Origin of the sequence: Yoonia vestfoldensis DSM 16212, assembly GCF_000382265.1 — a bacterium.
Classification (GTDB): Bacteria; Pseudomonadota; Alphaproteobacteria; order Rhodobacterales; family Rhodobacteraceae; genus Yoonia; species Yoonia vestfoldensis.
On record NZ_KB907976.1, the window covers coordinates 166,169 to 186,606 of the forward strand.

The 20,438-nt window shown below is 62.0% G+C and carries 19 protein-coding genes and 1 riboswitch; of the genes, 11 read left to right on the plus strand and 8 right to left on the minus strand.

What is annotated here, in order from left to right:
- Positions 1–15: 15 nt before the first annotated feature.
- Genes bchO through crtA form a run of 4 tightly spaced genes read right to left on the minus strand, consistent with a single transcriptional unit; the run spans position 16 to position 4,196 of the window.
- Complete coding sequence (gene bchO, locus H147_RS0105470; protein WP_019954347.1) at positions 16–852, minus strand: alpha/beta fold hydrolase BchO; 837 nt, start codon at positions 850–852, stop codon at positions 16–18.
- A complete protein-coding gene (locus H147_RS0105475; RefSeq protein ID WP_026352275.1) occupies positions 852–2,501 on the minus strand; it encodes a magnesium chelatase subunit D in 1,650 nt (549 codons plus the stop codon). The genes bchO and H147_RS0105475 overlap by 1 nt, the downstream gene beginning before the upstream one ends.
- Positions 2,494–3,498, minus strand: coding sequence for a magnesium chelatase ATPase subunit I (bchI, locus tag H147_RS0105480; protein ID WP_019954349.1), 1,005 nt, complete (start codon positions 3,496–3,498; stop codon positions 2,494–2,496). The genes H147_RS0105475 and bchI overlap by 8 nt, the downstream gene beginning before the upstream one ends.
- Positions 3,495–4,196, minus strand: coding sequence for a spheroidene monooxygenase (gene crtA / locus H147_RS0105485; RefSeq protein WP_019954350.1), 702 nt, complete (start codon positions 4,194–4,196; stop codon positions 3,495–3,497). Before crtA ends, bchI begins: the two co-directional genes overlap by 4 nt.
- A gap of 107 nt (positions 4,197–4,303) precedes the next feature.
- On the opposite strand from crtA, the gene H147_RS0105490 reads away from it, so the two are divergent.
- The 7 genes from H147_RS0105490 to H147_RS0105520 all read left to right on the plus strand — a co-directional run bounded on the left by H147_RS0105490 (position 4,304) and on the right by H147_RS0105520 (position 12,077).
- A complete protein-coding gene (locus tag H147_RS0105490) occupies positions 4,304–5,842 on the plus strand; it encodes a phytoene desaturase (RefSeq protein ID WP_019954351.1) in 1,539 nt (512 codons plus the stop codon).
- Entirely contained in the window at positions 5,839–6,861 is a 1,023-nt protein-coding gene (gene crtB / locus H147_RS0105495) for a 15-cis-phytoene synthase (RefSeq protein ID WP_019954352.1), read from the plus strand. The genes H147_RS0105490 and crtB overlap by 4 nt, the downstream gene beginning before the upstream one ends.
- Positions 6,862–6,891: 30 nt before the next feature.
- Entirely contained in the window at positions 6,892–7,371 is a 480-nt protein-coding gene (gene tspO, locus H147_RS0105500) for a tryptophan-rich sensory protein TspO (protein WP_019954353.1), read from the plus strand.
- A gap of 39 nt (positions 7,372–7,410) precedes the next feature.
- Positions 7,411–9,207 carry an adenine deaminase gene (locus H147_RS0105505; protein ID WP_019954354.1) on the plus strand — a complete coding sequence of 599 codons (1,797 nt, stop codon included), beginning with the start codon at positions 7,411–7,413 and terminating at the stop codon, positions 9,205–9,207.
- Complete coding sequence (locus H147_RS0105510; RefSeq protein ID WP_019954355.1) at positions 9,204–10,685, plus strand: AMP nucleosidase; 1,482 nt, start codon at positions 9,204–9,206, stop codon at positions 10,683–10,685. Before H147_RS0105505 ends, H147_RS0105510 begins: the two co-directional genes overlap by 4 nt.
- 132 nt (positions 10,686–10,817) lie before the next feature.
- Positions 10,818–11,108 carry an HU family DNA-binding protein gene (locus H147_RS0105515; protein ID WP_007206370.1) on the plus strand — a complete coding sequence of 97 codons (291 nt, stop codon included), beginning with the start codon at positions 10,818–10,820 and terminating at the stop codon, positions 11,106–11,108.
- Positions 11,109–11,183: 75 nt separating this feature from the next.
- Positions 11,184–12,077 (plus strand): DMT family transporter, encoded by an 894-nt coding sequence (locus H147_RS0105520; RefSeq protein WP_019954356.1) that lies wholly within the window; start codon positions 11,184–11,186, stop codon positions 12,075–12,077.
- On the opposite strand, the gene aroC is transcribed toward H147_RS0105520, so the two are convergent.
- The gene (gene aroC, locus H147_RS0105525; RefSeq protein ID WP_019954357.1) at positions 12,038–13,147 is read right to left on the minus strand and encodes a chorismate synthase; all 1,110 of its coding nucleotides are present in this window, start codon (positions 13,145–13,147) and stop codon (positions 12,038–12,040) included. The two genes, H147_RS0105520 and aroC, sit on opposite strands and share 40 nt — an antisense overlap.
- Before the next feature lie 90 nt (positions 13,148–13,237).
- Positions 13,238–13,336: riboswitch (TPP riboswitch) on the plus strand.
- 35 nt (positions 13,337–13,371) lie between these two features.
- On the opposite strand from aroC, the gene thiB reads away from it, so the two are divergent.
- From thiB to H147_RS0105540, 3 genes are read left to right on the plus strand one after another with little or no spacing between them, the layout of a single operon-like run.
- Positions 13,372–14,361 (plus strand): thiamine ABC transporter substrate binding subunit, encoded by a 990-nt coding sequence (gene thiB / locus H147_RS0105530; RefSeq protein ID WP_019954358.1) that lies wholly within the window; start codon positions 13,372–13,374, stop codon positions 14,359–14,361.
- Entirely contained in the window at positions 14,337–15,866 is a 1,530-nt protein-coding gene (locus H147_RS0105535; protein WP_019954359.1) for an ABC transporter permease family protein, read from the plus strand. The genes thiB and H147_RS0105535 overlap by 25 nt, the downstream gene beginning before the upstream one ends.
- Positions 15,853–16,545: a thiamine ABC transporter ATP-binding protein gene (locus H147_RS0105540; RefSeq protein WP_026352288.1), complete on the plus strand. Its 693-nt coding sequence runs from the start codon at positions 15,853–15,855 to the stop codon at positions 16,543–16,545. The genes H147_RS0105535 and H147_RS0105540 overlap by 14 nt, the downstream gene beginning before the upstream one ends.
- A 55-nt stretch (positions 16,546–16,600) precedes the next feature.
- On the opposite strand, the gene H147_RS0105545 is transcribed toward H147_RS0105540, so the two are convergent.
- The 3 genes from H147_RS0105545 to petA are packed head-to-tail and all read right to left on the minus strand — an operon-like array spanning position 16,601 to position 19,390.
- Positions 16,601–17,467, minus strand: coding sequence for a cytochrome c1 (locus tag H147_RS0105545; RefSeq protein ID WP_019954361.1), 867 nt, complete (start codon positions 17,465–17,467; stop codon positions 16,601–16,603).
- Between the two features lie 9 nt (positions 17,468–17,476).
- Positions 17,477–18,817, minus strand: coding sequence for a cytochrome b (locus H147_RS0105550; protein WP_019954362.1), 1,341 nt, complete (start codon positions 18,815–18,817; stop codon positions 17,477–17,479).
- A gap of 12 nt (positions 18,818–18,829) precedes the next feature.
- Positions 18,830–19,390 (minus strand): ubiquinol-cytochrome c reductase iron-sulfur subunit, encoded by a 561-nt coding sequence (gene petA, locus H147_RS0105555; RefSeq protein ID WP_026352276.1) that lies wholly within the window; start codon positions 19,388–19,390, stop codon positions 18,830–18,832.
- Between the two features lie 397 nt (positions 19,391–19,787).
- On the opposite strand from petA, the gene H147_RS0105560 reads away from it, so the two are divergent.
- Positions 19,788–20,435: an outer membrane protein gene (locus H147_RS0105560; RefSeq protein ID WP_019954364.1), complete on the plus strand. Its 648-nt coding sequence runs from the start codon at positions 19,788–19,790 to the stop codon at positions 20,433–20,435.
- Positions 20,436–20,438 lie beyond the last annotated feature (3 nt).

Consider the following 20,438-nt stretch of genomic DNA (forward strand, 5'->3'; position numbering starts at 1 on the left):
AGCTGGCAGCCTTTTTCAGTTTGCTCTGGTCAGACCCGCGATCAGGGCTGCGTCTTCTTCATGGGCCAGATGACCGAGACCCGCCAGTTCGGTCAGGCGCGCCTGTGGCAGGCGCGCGGCGGCTGTACGGCTTACGGATGGCGGCACAGCCTTGTCGTCAGATCCGGTGATCAGATGAACGGGCACGGTGATCTGCGGCAGGCGGGCCAGCAACGCGTCCAGCGTCCATTGCGCCATCATCGAAAGCGTCCCGTCAATATGGGCCCGGTCGGTGATCAGCCGATAATACAGGTCGATCCCGGCATCGTCGAGCGTTGAACCCGTTCCCTTGATCAGGTTGCGGATCGTGGTGCGGCTGCTGGTGGCCGTCACGATGCTGGCGCTGAAAGGTGTGGCAGCCAGTGCCTTGGCCATGACAGGAAACAACAGGCCCGCGACGCCCTTGAAATTGCTGAGCGCTGCGTTGACCAAGACGATCTCGGCGGGCCGTAATCCCAGTTCCCAAAGCCGCAGGGCAATCGCGCCACCCGCCGAATGGCCTAGGATGATCGCGGGGTTCCAGCCTTCGGCACGACACAGCGACAGGATATCCTCGGCCATGTGATCCAGGCCGCAGCGTTGGCGCGCGCCCATCTGCGTGAACCCCTGGCCGGGAAGGTCGATTGCCACGACGCGATGCGTCTGCATCAGGATCGGGAAAAGGTGCCGGAAACTTTGCGTGGCGCCACCGGCTCCGTGGATCAGCAGGATCAGCGGGCCGGTTCCGGCCTCTTGCACATGCCAGCGATGCGGGCGGTGCAGGATCTGGCGGGAATGGTCTGACAGCGGCCAGTCGTGCGGAGGCCAGCGCATCAGTCGCCCAAGGCGGTCGCGACGCTGGCGGAAAGGCGCGCCGCATCTGCGCGCGGCAGGGGCAGATAGATCGCACCCAAGGTTTGCGCCAGCGCTGATAGAGCCGGTTCCGGGCGGTTGCCGGTGTCGATGACCAGCGCGTCGATCCTTTGGGCGCGGACGACCTGCGCCATGCGCTGTGCATCGGCAGCGGCCTGCACGCGGTTGCCTGCGCCATCAAGGGCGACATTCGCGCGCCCGTCCGTCAGGATCACGATGGTCGGCGTCAGACCCTTGCGCGTGGCCGTGACGGCCTGTTCCAGCGCCGCGACGATCCCTGCGGCCAGTGGCGTGCCACCCCCGCCGGGTAAGGCGGCAAGGCGGCGTTTGGTCTGCACCAGTGACCGTGTGGGCGGCAGCAGAACCTCGGCCTCTGTTCCGCGAAACGACACAAGAGCGACGTGATCGCGCCGCGCATAGGCTTGGGCCAGCAGCAGTTCGATCGCACCTTTCGCCTCGGCCAGTCGCGACAGCGCCGAGGAACCGGAGGCATCGACGGTGAACACCAGCAAACGGTCGGATTTTTCCTCGAACCGTTTGACGCGGATATCGTCGCTGCGCACTTGCAGCCCGTCGCGCCCGGTCGCCTGTTTGCGGATCGTCTGCCAAGGTGCGGCGGCGCGCAACGTGGCAACGATATCCAACCGCGCGCCATCGCCCAACCGTCCGGGCCGGGGGGGCATCGGCCTGCCGCGCCGGTTGCCTTTGCGGGCAGCGCCGCTGCCGCTGCCCTTACCTTGCCGCGCCTTTTGCGCCGCGATCCGGTCGAGCAGATTGTCAGGCAACAGTGCCTTGATCGCCTCCAGCAGCAATTCGTCGGGCAGATCAAGCGTGTCGGTCTGATCCTGATCGTCGCTGTCGGTCTGGTCGGGTTCGGGGGCGTCCTGTTCTTCTTCATCGCTGCTCGGCATCTGTGTCGCGCGATGGGCAAGCGTCAGCACGCAGGCAATTTCCACATCATCGGCATCGACCGTCATCTTTCCGCACAAGGCGGCATGCGCCTTTGCTGCACGCAAGGCGAACAGCGGCGCGCGCAGGCTGTCGATACCGAATTGCGCGGCGATCCGCGTCAGTTGTTCGCAAATGTCATCTGGGACAGCGACCTGCCGCAGATGGGTGATGGCTGCGGCGAGGTCGACCGAATCGGGCAGGGCGGCTTCGGTGACGCTCACCCCCGAAAGATCGACGGCAAAGGCCAGCCGTTCGGCCAGTTTCGGGTTCAGCGCCTCGTCCGGTTCCGCCCCTTCGTCAAGCGCGATCAGCCGGTGCGTTGCCCCTGCATCCAGCACCACTGCAAGCCGCGCGGCAAGCTGCGTCGCCGCGCGTTCCGCCATCGTCAGGATGACCGTACCAGACCGCGAAAGCAGACCCTGTTCCTGCACAAAATGGCCTGTTGCCAATGTTGCGGACAGGTCCAGCCCACCGAAAAGCGCCTCGTCCGAGATCGCGGGATGGATGCGATGATGCGGTTCCGGCAGCCATGTCAGCAGGCTGACCAGCCTGTCGCGCACAGGACCGGATCTGGCCCGCACTGACACCCCCCCCAGCGCGGGATCGATCGCCAGCAGCTGCATTGCCAGAACGGCGCGGTGCCAGACGGCCTCAGCCAAGAGTTTCTTCCACGATTCGCGCGACACGCGTGCCGCTGCCGGCCTCGTCCAAGGGATCGCGGCGCAGGCGGTGGCGCAGGGCCATGGGTGCCATATCCTTTACATGTCCGCGGGTCAGCGCCGTGTCATTGCGCCATGCGGCATAGGCGCGGGCGGCCTTCAGCAGCGTCAACTCTCCGCGCAAACCGTCCGAGCCCAGCGCAAGACAAAGCTCTGCGACGTCATGCAGGGTCTTTTCGGGTGTTTTCAACTGGGCCAGCGCCTTGCGCGCAGTCAGGATTCCGTCACGGATCGCGGCATCCTCGGCCTGCCAGCGCAGCATGAACGCGGTGTTGTCATTCTCAAACGCATCGCGGCGTTTGATGACCTCGACCCGCGTGGCGATGTCTTTGGGCGACGTGACTTCGACCGACAGGCCGAATCGGTCAAGCAATTGCGGACGCAATTCGCCTTCTTCCGGGTTGCCGGACCCGACCAGCACAAAGCGCGCGGCGTGGCGGATCGAAAGCCCCTCACGTTCCACCACGTTTTCACCCGATTGCGCGACGTCCAACAGCAGATCGACGATGTGATCCTCGAGCAGGTTGACCTCGTCAATATAGAGATAGCCGCGATTGGCGCGTGCCAGCAGACCGGGTTGAAACGCCTTCTCGCCCTTGGTCAGCGCCTTTTCGATATCGAGCGCGCCTGTGACACGGTCCTCGGTCGCGCCCAACGGCAGGTCGATCACGGGCGTGGGCATCTCGACCAGTTTTTTGGTCTCTAACATGGCCCAATCGGGGACATCCGCCGCTTTTGCACTGTTCACGGGACAGCCATCCACAGCCATGATCGGCGGCAGCAACGCGGCCAGCGCGCGCACGGCGGTGGATTTGCCGGTGCCGCGATCACCGAAGACGAGAACGCCGCCGATCGACGGGTCGATCGCCGTCAGGATCATGGCTTGCTTCATCTCGTCCTGACCGACGATGGCGGAAAATGGAAAAGGGTGTTTCATGCGGCCTCTGATCTGAGAAGGGGTGAGGTGCCGTTCCATGTGCCGGCATCGGAATGCACCGCAAAGCGGGCATAAAGCTCTTCGCTGAACCAGCCTTCGTCCCGCACGGCGCGGATCGCGTCGGCATGCGGGCCGGTCCGGGCGAAAGCGGCCATGGCAGCCTCGGACGGCCAGATTGAAAAGGTGATCTGATGCAGCATCGGGACTTCGCCGATGCCGATCTTGAACATGACGTTGCTGTCTGCGCCGATCCTTGCGGAAATGTTGGGCACCCGCCCCCAGAACCGCGCGAGGATCCGCGGCTTGATTGTGGCGCGGGTCAGTGCCGCCAAAGGACCGGGCGCTGTTGTCGCGCGCGGCGCGAAAGGTTCCTGACCGGACCATTGCCCACGCGCGGTCTGCGTTTGCAGGAAAACTGTCCAATGTTCTGTTGCACGCGATATGTAACGTGCGAAAATGCCTGAATTCGTCCGTGTTCTGGCGGTTTCGATATCGGGCCATGTGGCAAGGATCGCATAGACGGCGGTGTTGGGGACAGGTGTGAACCCTTCGCCGGTGCCGGACCCGCAAAGTTTCCAGAACCCGATGTCCCGCGTCCGCGACAGTGGCCACCGCGCACCGCCCATCATCGTCAGCGCCCATGCCCGCGCCAAAGGCCCGGCAAAGCGAAAGAACGATAATGTGACAATCTGGGTCAAAGGTTTACCTGCGGCAGTGTAAACTTAGTCTGACATAGCAACCATCTTTTGAAAAGGGAGTGCGAATACTATTTGTCAACTTTCGTTTACACATTTAGGGTGGCGTCATGTTTACAAATGATCACCCCGATTCAAACGCGGCCATTGTCATCGGCGCTGGGCTTGGCGGCCTGGCCGCTGCGATGCGACTGGGCGCAAAAGGCTATGCCGTCACCGTTCTGGACCGGCTCGACAGCCCCGGCGGACGCGGGTCGTCGATTACCCAAGACGGGCATCGGTTCGATCTGGGGCCGACGATCATCACGGTGCCGCAGGTCTATGAAAACCTTTGGCGCGCCTGTGGGCGTGATTTCCACAAGGATATCAGCCTGCGCCCGATGGACCCCTTCTATGAGGTGCGCTGGCCGGACGGATCGAAATTCACCGCACGGCAGGACACCGATGCGATGCTGGCAGAGGTCGCCCGCCTTAGCCCCGGTGATCTGGCTGGCTACAAACGTTTCCTGAAAGACAGCGAAGCCTGCTACAAGGTCGGTTTCGAAGGCATGGTCGCCAAGCCGATGAACCGCATCATGGACACGGTCAAGGTGCTGCCCGAATTCGCGCGTCTGCGCGCGGACCGTTCGATCCTTGGCTTGGCCAAGGCGCGGGTCAAGGATGCCCGCCTGCGCATGGCGCTGTCGTTCCATCCCCTGTTCATCGGGGGTGATCCGCGCAAGGTGACGTCGATCTATTCGCTCGTGGCTTACTTGGAAAAGACCTATGGCGTGCATTACGCGATGGGCGGCGTGCAGGCGATTGCGAACGCGATGGTCAAGGTGATCCATGGCCAAGGTGGCACCGTCCGGCAGAATGTCGAAGTCGATGAGGTGCTGATCGAAAACGGGGCCGCCAAAGGCGTCAGCCTGACCGATGGCACTGTCATCCATGCCCCTCTGGTCGTCAGCAACGCCGATGCAGGCCATACCTATCAACGATTGCTGCGCAACCATCCCCGCAAGCGCTGGACCGATGCCAAGCTGAAGTCGCGTCGCTGGTCCATGGGCCTGTTCGTGTGGTATTTCGGCACGAAAGGCACCGCGCAGATGTGGCCCGACGTGGGCCATCACACGATCACCAACGCCCCCCGCTACGAAGGCCTGCTGCGCGACATTTTCATCAAGGGCAAACTGTCCGACGACATGAGCCTTTATATCCATCGCCCCGGTGTCACCGACCCCAGCGTGGCTCCCAAGGGGGACGATACCTTCTATGTCCTCTCACCCGTGCCGCACCTTGGGTTCGACCATGCCGTCGATTGGCAGAAAGAGCGTGATATCTACAAGGCCAAGGTCATGGCCGAGGTGGAAAAGACCATCCCGGGTTTCGCCGAACGCATCAGCACCGAAATGATCCTGACGCCCGAGGATTTCCGCGACCGGTATCTGTCGCCCAACGGATCGGGGTTTTCCATTGAACCGCGCATCCTTCAATCCGCCTATTTCCGCCCCCACAACATCAGCGAAGAGGCCAAGGGCCTGTTTCTGGTGGGTGCGGGCACCCATCCCGGCGCAGGCGTGCCGGGCGTGATTTCCAGCGCCGAAGTGCTTGCGAAACTGGTTCCTGACGCCGCCCCGCGCGTCGCATTGAAGGTGGCGGCAGAATGATCCGGCCGGACGATCTCGCGCATTGTCATGACATGATCCGCCACGGATCACTGTCTTTCCACGCTGCATCGAAATTGCTGCCCGCCTCTATCCGCGATCCGGCGCTGGCACTTTACGCCTTTTGTCGTCTGGCCGATGACGAGGTGGACGAAGGCACGCATCAGGCGGGCGCCGTGCTGCGCCTGCAGGAACGGCTGGACCTTGCCTATGCAGGCCGTCCCCGCAACGCGCCCGAAGACCGCGCCTTTGCCGCAATCATCGAGGAATTCGACATGCCACGCGCCTTGCCAGAGGCGCTGCTGGAAGGGCTGGCATGGGACGCAGCCGAATATCGCTATACCACGTTGTCCGGTGTGCGCGATTATTCCGCACGTGTCGCCAGTACAGTCGGTGCGATGATGTGCGTGCTGATGCGCGTGCGCGACCCCGATGCGCTGGCGCGCGCCTGCGATCTGGGTGTTGCGATGCAGCTGACCAATATCGCGCGCGATGTTGGCGAAGATGCCCGCATGGGCCGGATTTATCTGCCGCTTGATTGGCTGGCAGAGGCAGGCATCGACCCCTTGAACTTTGTCCGCGACCCACTGCCCAGCGACGCCGTGCGCAGCATGGTCAAGCGCCTGCTGGCCGAGGCTGACAGGCTCTATCTGCGGTCTGAATCCGGCATCAACGTCCTGCCTCTCAAGGCGCGGACGGGGATATGGGCTGCGCGGTTGATCTATGCGGGCATCGGCAAACAGGTCCGGCAGAATGGCTATGACAGCATCACAATGCGCGCGCATACGTCGGTCACGCAGAAACTGGGCTGGGTCGGACAATCCGCCATGCGCACCGCATGGTCCGGCCTGACGCCGAGATCCCCCATCGTTTATGCCAAACCACTGCCAGAGGTCGCCTTTCTGGTCGATGCCGCCAGCCGCAACAAACCCAGCCAAAGCCGGTCGCTCGCCGTGCTCGATATTCTTGCCGAATTGCGCACCCGCGAGGGAGGGGTTGGAAACACCGGCCATCGCGCTTAGTTGCGCGGGATAACCGCGAAAGGGCCCTTGATGGATTATCTGCTGTTCCTGCTGTTTCTGGCTGCCACCTTTGCGGCTGGATCGACGGGTGCCCTGTTCCCGACCGGCGCGTGGTACAAGAGCCTGAACAAGCCGACATGGGTGCCACCGAACTGGCTGTTTCCGGTTGCCTGGACATCGATCTATCTGCTGATCTCTTTCGCCGGGGCACGTGTCGCGGTGATTGACGGTAACGGCTATGCAATGGCGTTCTGGGCCATCCAGATCGCGTTCAATGCACTTTGGACGCCGGTATTTTTTGGCCTGCGCCGCTTGAAAGGATCAATTCCGATCATCGCGGCCCTGTGGCTGTCCGTACTGGGCTGCACGATCACGCATTTCCAACTGGACTTCTGGGCAGGGGTTGCATTTGTGCCCTATCTTGTCTGGGTGACGATCGCGACAGCGCTCGCCATCGCGATGGCGCGACTGAACCCCAACGAAAAGCCTCTGGACCTCAGCACGATCTGACCCCCTTGAACACCGCCGGAATCGGTGTCAATTTTGGGGATGGAAAATCACATCAAATCTTGGGCGGAGGTTACTCCGCAATTGGTGGCAGTCGCGGCGGGGCGCATGCCTGCGGATTGCGTCATTCGTGGCGGCAAGCTGGTCAATGTCCAGACGCGCGAGGTCCTGGACTGGCAGGTTGCCATCGCCGCAGGGCGTTTCGCCTATATCGGCCCTGACGCCAGCCATTGCATCGGTCCCGAAACCGAGATCATCGAAGCGGCTGGCCGCTACCTGATCCCCGGCCTCTGCGATGGGCATATGCATATCGAAAGCGGGATGCTGACCCCCGCTGAATTCGCCGCTGCGGTGATCCCGCATGGCACGACGACGATGTTCACCGACCCGCACGAGATTGCCAATGTCCTTGGTCTGCGCGGCGTGCGGATGATGCATGACGAGGCCCTGATGCAGCCCGTCAACATCTTTACGCAGATGCCGTCCTGCGCGCCGTCCGCCCCCGGTCTGGAAACCACAGGATTCGAGATCAGCGCCGATGACGTGGCCGAGGCGATGGCATGGCCCGGCATCATCGGTCTGGGCGAGATGATGAACTTTCCCGGCGTCGTGAACGGCGATCCGCAGATGCTGGCCGAAATGGCCGCCACCATGCGCGCAGGTAAGACCGTGGGCGGCCATTATGCCAGCCCTGACAAAGGTGTGGCCTTCAGCGCCTATGTCGCGGGCGGCGCCGCAGACGACCACGAAGGCACGGCAGAGGCTGACGCGCTTGCCCGCACCCGCAACGGCATGCGGTCGATGATGCGTTTGGGGTCGGCGTGGTATGACGTCGAAAGCCAGATCACCGCCGTGACGCAAAAGGGGTTGGACCCGCGCAATTTCATCCTGTGCACCGATGATTGCCATTCCGGCACCTTGGTCAACGATGGCCATATGAACCGCGTTGTCCGCCATGCCATCGCCTGTGGCTGCGATCCGCTGATCGCCTTACAGATGGCGACGATCAACACCGCCACCCATTTCGGGCTGGAACGCGAGCTTGGGTCGATCACCCCCGGACGCCGCGCCGATGTGATCCTGACCTCTGACCTTGTCACGTTGCCGATCGAACACGTGATCGCACGCGGCAAGACTGTGGCGATGAATGGCAAGATCACCGTGGATTGCCCGCATTACGACTGGCCTGCCGATGCGCGCCAGACGGTGCGGATGGGCAAGGTGCTGGATCACGCCGATTTCGCCGTTCATGCGCCCAAAGGTGCCAACAGCGTCGTCGCCAAAGTGATCGGCGTCGTCGAAAATCAGGCCCCGACCGAGGCGCTGACGGCGGAACTGCCCGTCGTCGATGGCGTCGCCTGCGGGCAAGGCGATACCTACCAGATCGCGCTTGTCGAACGGCACCGCGCGACGGGCAAGGTGGTGAACGGCTTTGTTTCCGGTTTCGGCTATTCGGGGCGGATGGCAATCGCGTCGACCGTGGCGCATGACAGCCACCACATGATCGTCGTCGGCACCGACCGCGCGCTGATGGCCAAGGCCGCGAACCGGCTGGGGCAGGTCGGCGGTGGCGTGACCGTCTGGAAAGACGATGCCGAACTGGCGCTGGTCGAATTGCCCATCGCGGGCCTGATGTCCGACAGTCCGGCGGCCGAGGTCGCCGCCAAAGCCGATGCCATGGTCGCCGCGATGGCCGCCTGCGGTTGTACATTGAACAACGCCTATATGCAGCATTCGCTGCTGGCGCTTGTTGTCATACCGGCGTTGCGGATCTCTGATCTGGGCTTGGTCGATGTGACAAAGTTTGAAATTACCGATCTGTTCGAGGAAAATACATGAACGCTCCCCACAAGGTTGTCATCCGGACACCTGACCTGCCGCAAGCCAAGGCCTTTACCGATCCGAAAAAGGCGGTTGCGCGCCTGCACGAACTCTATGCCGCCTCTGTGCGGTTCCTGTCCGAAAATTTCGTCGCCGCCCTGCGCGATGGTCAGCCCGACGGGCGTTTCCGTGCGTTTTATCCCGAAATCCGGCTGACGACGACGACCCATGCCAAGATGGACAGCCGCTTGTCGTTTGGCCATGTCGCGGAACCGGGCACCTATGCCACGACCGTCACGCGGCCTGACCTGTTCCAAAGCTATCTGGAACAGCAGATCGACCTTTTGCTGAAAAGCCACGGTGTGCCTGTGGTGATCGGCACGTCCGACACCGTGATCCCGGTGCATTTTGCGGTGGCGAACGATGCCGGTGTGACGGTGCCGCAGGACGGGTCGATGGAATTCAACCTGCGCGACAATTTCGACGTGCCGGACCTGAGCACGACGCATGATGCCATCGTCAACGGGGCAGGTTTCACCTATCCCGACGGCGCGCGCCCGTTGGCGCCGTTTACAGCGCAGCGGATCGACTATTCGCTGGCGCGGCTGGCGCATTACACCGCGACCGCCCCCGAGCATTTCCAGAACCACGTACTGTTCACCAACTACCAGTTCTATGTCGAAGAATTCGAGGCTTTCGCCCGCAAGATGCTGGCAGATCCTGCCAGCGGCTACACCAGTTTCGTCAGCACCGGCAATGTCGAGATTACGGCCCATGACGCGCCGCTGCCGGTGCCCGCGAAACTGCCGCAGATGCCGACCTATCATCTGAAACGGGCGAACGGTGCGGGGATCACGCTGGTCAATATCGGCGTCGGCCCGTCAAATGCGAAAACCGCGACCGACCATATCGCCGTGCTGCGCCCGCATGCCTGGCTGATGGTCGGCCATTGCGCGGGCCTGCGCAATTCGCAACGCTTGGGCGATTTCGTGCTGGCGCATGCTTACTTACGCGAAGATCACGTGCTGGACGATGACCTGCCGGTCTGGGTCCCGATCCCCGCGCTGGCGGAAATCCAGATCGCGCTGCAAACCGCCGTGGCCGATGTGACGCAGCTCGAAGGGTACGAGCTGAAGCGCATCATGCGCACCGGCACAGTGGCGACCATCGACAACCGCAACTGGGAACTGCGCGAACAGGCAGGGCCGGTGCAACGCTTGTCGCAATCCCGCGCGATTGCGCTGGACATGGAAAGTGCCACCATCGCCGCCAACGGTTTCCGGTTCCGCGTGCCCTATGGCACCCTGCTGTGCGTGTCCGACAAGCCGCTGCATGGCGAGTTGAAACTGCCCGGCATGGCGTCAGAGTTCTATAAAACACAGGTTGCAGCGCATCTGATGATCGGCATCCGGGCCATGGAACTGCTGCGCGAAATGCCGCTGGAACGCATCCATAGCCGCAAATTGCGCAGTTTCGAGGAGACAGCCTTCCTCTGACCCTATAAAAAAGGCGGATAATTGCGTTTTTGCCTTGTCAGGAGCCGCTATTCGTTGTGGTGTACCACAACATACCGTTATATGGGCGGGTAATAGGCCCTACAGATGGGGCAAATGAGGGAGACCAGTAACATGGCGACGAAACCGATGACCAAAGCGCAGCTGGTTGCTGCAATTGCCGATCAGACAGGCATGGACAAAAAAGCTGCCGGTGCAGCGCTGGATGCCGTGACAGGCATCATCACATCCGAAGTGGCTGGCGGCGGTGCTGTCACACTGCCCGGCGTCGGCAAGATCTATTGCCGCGAGCGTCCAGAGCGGATGGTGCGCAACCCCGCCACGGGCGAGCAGATCAAGAAAGAGGCCGACAAGGTCGTCAAAGTCACGATCGCCAAGGCGCTGAAAGACAGCGTCAACGGCTAAGCCATCGGGCCTTGTGCCGGATGCGAAATCAGGAAAGGGTCGCCCCAACAGGCGGCCCTTTTTGCGTGAGGTGACATGGATATCAAAGCGGTCCTGATGGGTCTTGCCTTCGCGTTCATGTGGTCCTCGGCCTTTACCTCGGCGCGGGTGATCGTGGAATATGCGCCGCCCCTGTCGGCACTGGCGCTGCGGTTCCTGATTTCCGGCCTGATCGGCGTGGGCATCGCGTGGTTGCTGGGCCAGTCCGCGCGGCTGACACGGCGGCAATGGACCGGGGTGCTGGTCTTTGGCATGTGCCAGAACGCGCTTTACCTCGGTCTGAACTTTGTCGCGATGCAAACGATCCCCGCGTCGCTTGCCGCGATCATTGCCTCGACCATGCCGCTGCTGGTCGCGCTTGTCGGCTGGGTGGTGTTCGGCACGCGTGTGCGCCCCTTGGGGATTGCAGGGCTGTCGGCGGGTGTCGTCGGCGTCGTGCTGATCATGGGCGCGCGGATTCAAGGCGGCGTCGATATCTTTGGCCTGATCCTTTGCGTGATCGGGGTGATTTCACTGACCATCGCCACGCTGGCGGTGCTGGGCGCATCCTCTGGCGGCAATGTGCTGATGATCGTGGGTCTGCAGATGCTGGTCGGGTCGGCGCTGCTCTGGATACCTGCGCTGACGCTGGAAGACTGGGTCGTCACATGGAACTGGCAGCTGATCGTTGCCTTTATCTACACGGTGCTGGTGCCGGGGCTGGCGGCGACGCTGGTTTGGTTCCTGCTGGTGGGCCGGATCGGCGCGGTCAAAGCGTCGACATTCCACTTTCTGAACCCGTTTCTGGGGGTCGCCGTGGCGGCTGTGCTGCTGGACGAACAGATAGGCCCGCTCGACGTGGTCGGCGTGATCATCATCGCGCTGGGCATTCTGGCCGTACAACTGTCGCGTCAGCCCGCGCCGATCACACCGCGCACGCCGCCCGTCTGACCGCGGTCCAGCAGCAGGTGGTCAAGGATCACGCAGGCCATCATCGCCTCGCCCACCGGCACGGCGCGGATCCCGACGCAGGGGTCGTGGCGGCCTTTGGTGATGACTTCCGTGGGCGAGCCATCCATCATGATCGACTTGCGCGGTGACAGGATCGAGGATGTCGGTTTCACGGCGAACCGCACGACGATGTCCTGCCCTGTGCTGATCCCGCCAAGGATGCCGCCAGCATGGTTGGATGAATATTCCGGCCCGTTTGGCCCCATGAAAATCTCGTCCGCGTTATCGCGGCCTGTCAGTGCGGCGGCGGCCATGCCTTCGCCGATTTCGACACCTTTGACGGCGTTGATCGACATCATCGCAGCGGCCAGATCAGTGTCTAACTTGGCATAAACGGGCGCACCGATACCTGCCGGCACACCGCGCGCCACGACCTCGATGATTGCGCCGACGGAATTATGATCGTCCTTGCGCAGCCATGTCAGATACTCGTTCCATTCGGCAGCGGCCTGCGCATCGGGGCAGAAAAAATCATTGCGGTCGATTTCATCCCAATCCATCCGCGTGCGGTCGATCTGCTTGGTGCCCATCTGGGTCATGTAGCCTTTGATCTGCATATTCGGCGCAATCAGCTTGATCGCCTCGCGCGCCACACCGCCCGCCGCCACACGCGACGCGGTTTCACGCGCCGAGGATCGCCCGCCGCCGCGCGGATCACGCAACCCGTATTTCTGGTGATAGGTGATATCGGCATGACCGGGGCGGAACGTGTTGAGGATATCGCCGTAATCCTTGGACCGCTGGTCGGTGTTGCGGATCATCAGCTGAATCGGCGTGCCGGCCGTGCGCCCCTCATAGACGCCGGACAGGATTTCGACCGCATCGGGTTCATTCCGCTGGGTCGTGTTCTTGTTCAGACCGGGGCGGCGTTTGTCGAGCCATTGCTGGATCATCGCAGGCTCCAGCGGCACACCCGGCGGGCAGCCATCGACCGTGGCACCCAAGGCAGGCCCGTGGCTTTCGCCCCAAGTGGTGAACCGGAACAAATGACCGAAACTGTTGATGGACATGGCAAACCCCTGTTTGGGAACGGTCTAGCGGGCGGACGGAACAGGCTCAAGAGGTTTCCCTTGCACCTGCCCGCGTTCCACCCTAGCTTCCGCCCCACCTCGGGGTGCCTTCACTGGCTGAGATGCGTTTGCAGACCCGTTGAACCTGAACCGGTTAGGACCGGCGGAGGGAAGGTATGGCAATCCCGCTATCCCCCAATCCGCCCGTGCATTTGGAGGATAGAATGCAACATTCCATTTATCTGCCACTTGTCGCGGGATTTGCGCTTTGTGCCAGCGGCACAGTCGCGCAAACCCCCGTGCTGCAAGTGATGACCTACGACAGTTTCGTCAGCGAATGGGGCCCCGGCCCCGCGATTGAAGCGGCGTTCGAGGAAACCTGCGGCTGCGATCTGCAATTCATCGGCACGGGCGACGGGGCTGCCCTGCTCGCGCGTTTGCAGTTGGAAGGGCCCCGGACCGAGGCTGATATCGTGCTTGGCCTCGATACCAACCTGATCGCCGCCGCGCGCGAAACGGACCTCTTCGCGCCGCACGGCGTTGATGTCGCGCTTGACCTGCCGATCACATGGGACGATCCCGATTTTCTGCCGTTCGACTGGGGCTATTTCGCTTTTGTTGGCAATGAAGGTGCCGAAGCACCGACATCCCTGCGCGCCTTGGCCGACAGCGACATCCGGATCGTCATTCAGGACCCGCGGTCATCCACCCCCGGCCTTGGCCTGCTGATGTGGGTCAAGACGGCCTATCCTGACACTGCGGCCGATCTGTGGGCCGATCTTGCGGACAATATCGTCACCGTCACCCCCGGTTGGTCCGAGGCTTATGGGCTGTTCCTTGAAGGCGAAGCCGACGCTGTCCTGTCCTACACCACCTCGCCCGCCTATCACCTGATCGCGGAAGAGGATGACAGCAAGGTCGCATGGGCCTTTGAAGAAGGGCATTACATGCAGGTCGAAGTCGCAGCCAAGGTCGCTGGCACCGACCAGCCGGAACTCGCGGACCAGTTTCTGGCCTTCATGGTGTCCGATGCGTTTCAGTCCGTCATCCCGACAACCAACTGGATGTATCCCGCCGTGGTGCCCGAGGGTGGCCTGCCCGCCGGGTTCGAGACGCTGATCGTCCCTGAAACAGCCCTGCTGCTGTCCCCAGAGGATGCCGCAGCCATTCGTGATGTGGCACTGGATGAATGGCGCAACGCGCTGTCGCAATAGCACCACGCTGGCCCGGTGCCGCTGCTGCGGCGCTGGTGCTGGTGCTGACCATTGGCACGCTGGCCGCTGTCGGTTGGCGTGCCGAATGGCAGCGCGGACTGTCGCCTGCTGATTGGGCGGCAATCCGGTTCACCATCACCCAAGCGCTGGTGTCCGCAGGGCTGAGCGTGCTGCTGGCTATTCCCGTCGCGCGCGCCCTTGCGCGGCGGCGGTTTCGGGGGCGGTCGGCCTTGATCACGCTGATGGGCGCGCCGTTTCTGTTGCCGGTGGTCGTCGCTGTCATCGGGCTGCTCGCCGTGTTCGGCCGCGGGGGCATGGTGAACAGTGGCTTGGCTTGGCTGGGCCTGCCAACGATCACGATTTTCGGCTTTCATGGCGTCGTGCTGGCGCATGTGTTTTTCAACCTGCCACTCGCGATCCGGCTGATCCTGCAAGGCTGGCTGGCGATCCCGGCGGAACGGTTCCGTCTGGCCGCATCGCTGAACGCGCCGGTAGGGCGGTTGCTGGAATGGCCGATGCTGCGCAGCGTGGTGCCGGGGGTTTTCCTTGTCATCTTCCTGATCTGCCTGACCAGTTTCGCAGTGGCATTGACGCTGGGTGGCGGGCCGCGCGCCACGACGGTCGAGCTTGCGATCTATCAGGCGCTACGGTTCGATTTCGATCTGGGGCGCGCATCCTTGCTGGCTTGCGTGCAATTCGGGCTGTGCGTTCTGGCGGCGGCCATCGTCTGGCGGTTGTCCTTGGTCGATACAATGGGCGTGGGGCTGGACCGTGTCGTGCAGCGCTGGGACCTGCGCTGGCCGGTGGCGGATTACCTGATGATCGCATTGGTCGCGGCGTTTCTATTCACCCCGCTTGCCATGGTCGTGTGGCGCGGCGTGCCGGGCCTGATGCTGCTGCCTGCCGATGTCTGGGCGGCGGCGGTCCGGTCGGTGATTGTCTCTGCTGCCTCGGCGGTGCTGTGCGTCTGCATGGCGCTGGCGCTTGCCTTGCGCGGCGGGACACTGACTGCCATCGTCGGGGTGATCCCTTTGGCGGCGTCGGGGCTGGTCGTGGGGACGGGGGCGTTTCTGCTGGTCTATCAGTTCATCAATCCCGCACATCTCGCCCTGCCGATCACCATACTGGTGAACGCGACGCTTGCCTTGCCGTTCGCTCTGCGCGCGATTGGGCAGGCGGTAGATGGGATCGACCGCAATTTCGGGCGCCTCGGGGCCAGCCTTGGTCTGTCGCGCTGGGCTTGGGTCCGCATCGTTGTGCTGCCGCGCATACGCCGCCCTTTGGGGTTCGGTGCGGGGCTTGCGGCTGCCTTGTCGATGGGCGACCTTGGCGTGATCACCTTGTTTGCGGGCGAGGCCCAGCAGACTTTGCCACTGGCCATGTATCGCCTGATGGGTGCTTACCGGATGGAGGCAGCGGCGGGTGCTGCGCTGGTCCTGCTGGTGCTCAGCTTCGCCGCGTTCTGGATCTGCGATCAAAGGGGGCGCGGCGATGCTGATCTGTGACAATCTGGTGATCGAACAGGATGATTTTCGCCTGACTGCCGATATTGCATTCGGCGCAGGCATGATCATGGCGCTGATCGGGCCATCGGGGGCGGGCAAATCCACCTTGCTGGCCGCGCTGGCCGGGTTCCTGTCGCCTGATGCCGGGCGCGTTTTGTGGCAAGGCAGGGACCTGGCCCCGTTGCCACCGGGCCAGCGGCCGGTCAGTGCGATCTTTCAGGACAACAACCTGTTTCCGCATTTGACCATTTCCCAGAACATCGGTCTGGCGCTGCGTCCCTCTCTGCGCCTTTCGCGCCACGAAAGGGCGGCCGTTGGTCAGGTGCTCGAATCGGTCGGTCTGGCGGGGCTTGCTGACCGCAAGCCCGCCGCCTTGTCAGGTGGCCAGCAAAGCCGAGCCGCGCTGGGGCGGGTGCTGCTGGCGGATCGGCCTGTCGTGCTGTTGGATGAACCCTTTGCCGCCCTTGGGCCCGGATTGAAGGACGAAATGCTGGACCTGGTGAAAACCAAGCTTGGCGCGGCAGGGCGCACCATCCTGATGGTCACGCATGATCCCGCTGATGCCAAACGCATCGCCGATCAGGCGGTGTTCGTTGGCGATGGGCGGGTCACGCCGCCTGTCGCAACACAGACTTTCTTTGATAACCCGTCACCTGCGCTCATAGCCTATCTGGGTTAACGAAAAAGGCCCGCCAGATTGGCGGGCCTTTTGTCGCTTGCAGCCAGTGCAGGCCTTAGGCTTTTTTGTTTTTGTAGGGTGCCCAGAGGCGTTTGTTGGTGAGGTACAACAGGACTGACAGCACCGTCAGGAACAGAACGCCCGTCAGACCAGCCTGCTTGCGCGCCATCATCTTGGGTTCGGCGGTCCACATCAGGAATGATGCAACATCCATTGCCACGGCTTCCAACTCGGTCGAGCTGCCATCGGCAAAGTCCACGTCATCGCCATACAGCGGGGGTGCCATCGCGATCCAGCTTCCCGGGACGAGATGTTCGCCGTGTTCACCTTTGCAGCTTTCAGGGAAACCACCGGCCGCAAAAGCGACGTTGTAGTACCCGTCCATCGGGTCGCTTTCGAGCGCGCATTCGGGTTCGTCGACGTAACCCGTCATCAGTGACGCGATGTATTCGGCACCACCCATGCCCTGAAGCAATTGCGCGATGCCGGTGCCATACGGGCCGGAAAAACCTGCACGCGCTTTTGCCATCAACGTCAGGTCCGGTGCGTTCGACAGGTTCGACATCGGGAACTTGTCTGCCGGTGTGGCGGGGCGGAAATCGCCTTCGCCATCGAACAGGGCCTGATCGAACACCTCGTAGAATTCGGCATAGGCGCGCATCTGGTCTTCTGGCAGACTAGGCCCGCCTTCATCCGACAGGTTGCGGAACGACAGATACTGCAAGCCATGGCACGCGGCGCATATCTCGGTGTAGACCTGAAGGCCGCGTTGCAATTGCATCTGGTCGAACTGGCCGAACGGGCCCTCGAACGGGAAGGCGTAATCTGTCACTTCGATCTCTGCGCCCGCTGCGATCGCTTGCCCTGATGTCAGGGCAAGCGCTGCCGCGGCGGCGAGCGTGACTTTACGGATCATATTCATCGGTCTTCCTCACTCGGCCGGGTTGGCGACAGGTGCGCTGTCGCTTTTCGGCGCGTAATGCGCGTTATAGTCGTCTTCGATCGTCGCAGGCGGCGTCAGCGGCTTTTCAATGACGCCCAGCAGCGGCAGGATCACCAGGAAATAGGCGAACCAGTAGGTCGAAGCGATCAGCGAAATCAGGTCGTAAGGCGATTCCGCCGGGCGCGCGCCCACCCACATCAGGACGAAGAAATCGACCACCAGCAGCCAGAACCACCATTTGAACATCGGGCGATAGCGACCGGAACGGACCGTGGATGTGTCCAGCCATGGTGCAAGCGCCATGACCACGATCGCGCCGAACATCGCCAGAACACCAAAGAACTTGGCGTCGATGATCCCAAAGCTCAGGAACTGGACGATCTGCACGACCCAAACGTCGGCGGTAAAGGCCCGCAGGATCGCGTAGAACGGCAGGAAATACCATTCCGGCACGATATGCGCGGGTGTCGCCAGCGGGTTCGCAGGGATGTAGTTGTCAGGGTGCCCCAGATAGTTTGGCATGAAACCGACGATCGCCACAAACACGGCCAGGATGATCGCCAGCGCGAACAGGTCCTTGATCACGAAATAGGGCCAGAACGGCAGTGTGTCTTTCTCTGCGTCTTCTTTCGACGTGCGGCGGACTTCGACGCCGGTCGGGTTGTTGTTGCCCGTCGTGTGGAAGGCCCAGATGTGCACGATCGTCAGGCCCAGCAGGATGAAGGGCAGCAGATAGTGAAGCGAGAAGAAGCGGTTCAGCGCAGGCTGACCAACAGCGGTTGCACCCAGAAGCCATGTTTGCACGCTTTCCCCGATGAACGGGATCGCGCCGAACAGGCCGGTGATCACGGCAGTGCCGTGGAAGGACATCTGGCCCCATGGCAGCACATACCCCATGAAGGCGGTGCCCATCATCAAAAGATACATCAGCATCCCGATGATCCATGTCACTTCACGGGGGGCTTTGTACGACCCGTAGTAAAGTGACCGGAAGATGTGCGCATAGACAGCGACAAAGAACAGCGATGCGCCGTTCTGGTGGAAATAGCGGATCATGTGGCCGCCGTTCACGTCACGCATGATGTGCTCGACCGACGCAAACGCCATGTCCACATGTGGAATGTAATGCATCACAAGCACGATGCCGGTGATGATCTGCATCACCAGCGTGAAGACCAGCACGATGCCCCAGATCCACATCCAGTTCAGGTTGCGGGGGGTCGGCAGCACCAAAGTGTCATAAAGCAGCCCGACGATGGGCAGCCGCGAATGCAGCCATTTTTCACCGTTGGACTTCGGTTCGTAATGGTCGTGGGGGATACCAGCCATGGATCGCTCTCCTTAACCGAGTTGAATGGTTGTTTCGTCCACGAAGGACGCGACGGGAATATCGAGATTGCGCGGTGCGGGCCCGCGGCGGATGCGCCCGGAATGGTCATAGTGCGACCCGTGGCAAGGGCAGAACCAGCCGCCGAAATCGCCTTGTTCGCCCAGAGGGACGCAGCCAAGGTGCGTGCAAATCCCCATCTGGACAAGCCACACGCCGTCTTCGGACAAGGCGCGGTTTTCGTCGGTCGCAGGTGCGACATCCTCGATATTGGCGTTGCGGGCCAATGAGTCGGGCAGGGCTGCCACATCGACAGACCGCGCATCGGCGATTTCCTCTTCGGTGCGCGCGCGGATGAAGACAGGCTTGCCCTGCCACAGGACGGTCAGCTGCGTGCCGGGGTCGACAGCGCTGACATCCACGCGAATCGAAGCAAGCGCGAGCACGTCTGCGGATGGGTTCATTTGGTTGACAAGCGGCCAGACCGCGGCACCCGTCACGACAACGCCGGCACCGGCGGTGGCATAGTAAAGGAAGTCGCGGCGTGTTCCCTGATGTTCTTCAACTTGTGACACTGGGTCCATCTCCGGTTCATTGGCGGGCGAACTGCCCGTGCGTAACTTAGCCCGATGTCGCCATCGGTCCAATCCGCCGCTGTTTAGCCCCGTTCACCACAGCCGTCCAGCGGACATTCGGGCGCAGGGTGACGCACCCGTTCTTGTTGGCGCAAACATCTTGCCATGCAAGAGAGCCGGCAGGTCATTGCCCCATGTTTGTCGGTATCATTGCAGAGTGATGCGCAGATTAACTGCACACTCTGCTGCAAAATCGCTTTTTTTCGATTAATATGCAATCACTAGTGACCCTCTGAGCACAGGGGCGCAAGATGCACGTCATCACTTAATGTTTTGTTGTGACTCTTGCTGTGTATCTTTAAGTGTTCGGCCTGCCTGAGACACCGAGGATTCGACGATGACGCGCGCTTTTGCACTTTGCTGCGGCCTTTTGGCTCTCCCGACCTTCGCTGCGGCGCAGGTCGAGTTGAGCTTTTACGGCGGTGCGCAGTCGGCGCCGGGGTCGGACGTTGCGATTCGCGGCGACTCGGTCATTGCGGATTCCGATTTTTCCATCGACTGGGAAGGCCGTTCGTCAAGCGCGCCGATATACTACGGGATCCGCGCGACGCGCTGGCAGTCGCCCACATTCGGCTTCGGGCTCGATTTTGCGCATAACAAGGTCTATCCCAAGGACGGCGAACTGCCTGGCCCATTTAGCGTGCTTGAATTCACCGATGGGTTGAACACGCTGACCGTCAATGCCTATCGCCGCTGGCCCAACATGCTTGGAAATGTGACACCTTATGTCGGTGGCGGGCTTGGCGTATCCATCCCGCATGTCGAAGTGACCGCCTCCGGTTCAGAGACGTTCGGCTACCAATTCACCGGACCTGCCGCGACCTGGATTGCCGGGGCGAGCTATCCGATCAGCGATCAATGGTCTGTCTTTGGCGAGTATAAAGGGACGTTCACGTCCAACACTGGCGATCTTGATACCGGCGGCACTGTCGAAACCGACATCTTCACCAATGCAGTGAATCTCGGCGTCAGCTTCAATTTCTGACCG

Bases quoted from the DNA above. Each gene is read 5' to 3' on its own strand.
- bchO (WP_019954347.1), bottom strand. From the start codon at position 852: ATGCGCTGGCCTCCGCACGACTGGCCGCTGTCAGACCATTCCCGCCAG.
- bchI (WP_019954349.1), bottom strand. From the start codon at position 3,498: ATGAAACACCCTTTTCCATTTTCCGCCATCGTCGGTCAGGACGAGATG.
- H147_RS0105490 (WP_019954351.1), top strand. From the start codon at position 4,304: ATGTTTACAAATGATCACCCCGATTCAAACGCGGCCATTGTCATCGGC.
- crtB (WP_019954352.1), top strand. From the start codon at position 5,839: ATGATCCGGCCGGACGATCTCGCGCATTGTCATGACATGATCCGCCAC.
- tspO (WP_019954353.1), top strand. From the start codon at position 6,892: ATGGATTATCTGCTGTTCCTGCTGTTTCTGGCTGCCACCTTTGCGGCT.
- H147_RS0105505 (WP_019954354.1), top strand. From the start codon at position 7,411: ATGGAAAATCACATCAAATCTTGGGCGGAGGTTACTCCGCAATTGGTG.
- H147_RS0105510 (WP_019954355.1), top strand. From the start codon at position 9,204: ATGAACGCTCCCCACAAGGTTGTCATCCGGACACCTGACCTGCCGCAA.
- H147_RS0105515 (WP_007206370.1), top strand. From the start codon at position 10,818: ATGGCGACGAAACCGATGACCAAAGCGCAGCTGGTTGCTGCAATTGCC.
- H147_RS0105520 (WP_019954356.1), top strand. From the start codon at position 11,184: ATGGATATCAAAGCGGTCCTGATGGGTCTTGCCTTCGCGTTCATGTGG.
- aroC (WP_019954357.1), bottom strand. From the start codon at position 13,147: ATGTCCATCAACAGTTTCGGTCATTTGTTCCGGTTCACCACTTGGGGC.
- thiB (WP_019954358.1), top strand. From the start codon at position 13,372: ATGCAACATTCCATTTATCTGCCACTTGTCGCGGGATTTGCGCTTTGT.
- H147_RS0105535 (WP_019954359.1), top strand. From the start codon at position 14,337: ATGGCGCAACGCGCTGTCGCAATAGCACCACGCTGGCCCGGTGCCGCT.
- H147_RS0105540 (WP_026352288.1), top strand. From the start codon at position 15,853: ATGCTGATCTGTGACAATCTGGTGATCGAACAGGATGATTTTCGCCTG.
- H147_RS0105545 (WP_019954361.1), bottom strand. From the start codon at position 17,467: ATGAATATGATCCGTAAAGTCACGCTCGCCGCCGCGGCAGCGCTTGCC.
- H147_RS0105550 (WP_019954362.1), bottom strand. From the start codon at position 18,817: ATGGCTGGTATCCCCCACGACCATTACGAACCGAAGTCCAACGGTGAA.
- H147_RS0105560 (WP_019954364.1), top strand. From the start codon at position 19,788: ATGACGCGCGCTTTTGCACTTTGCTGCGGCCTTTTGGCTCTCCCGACC.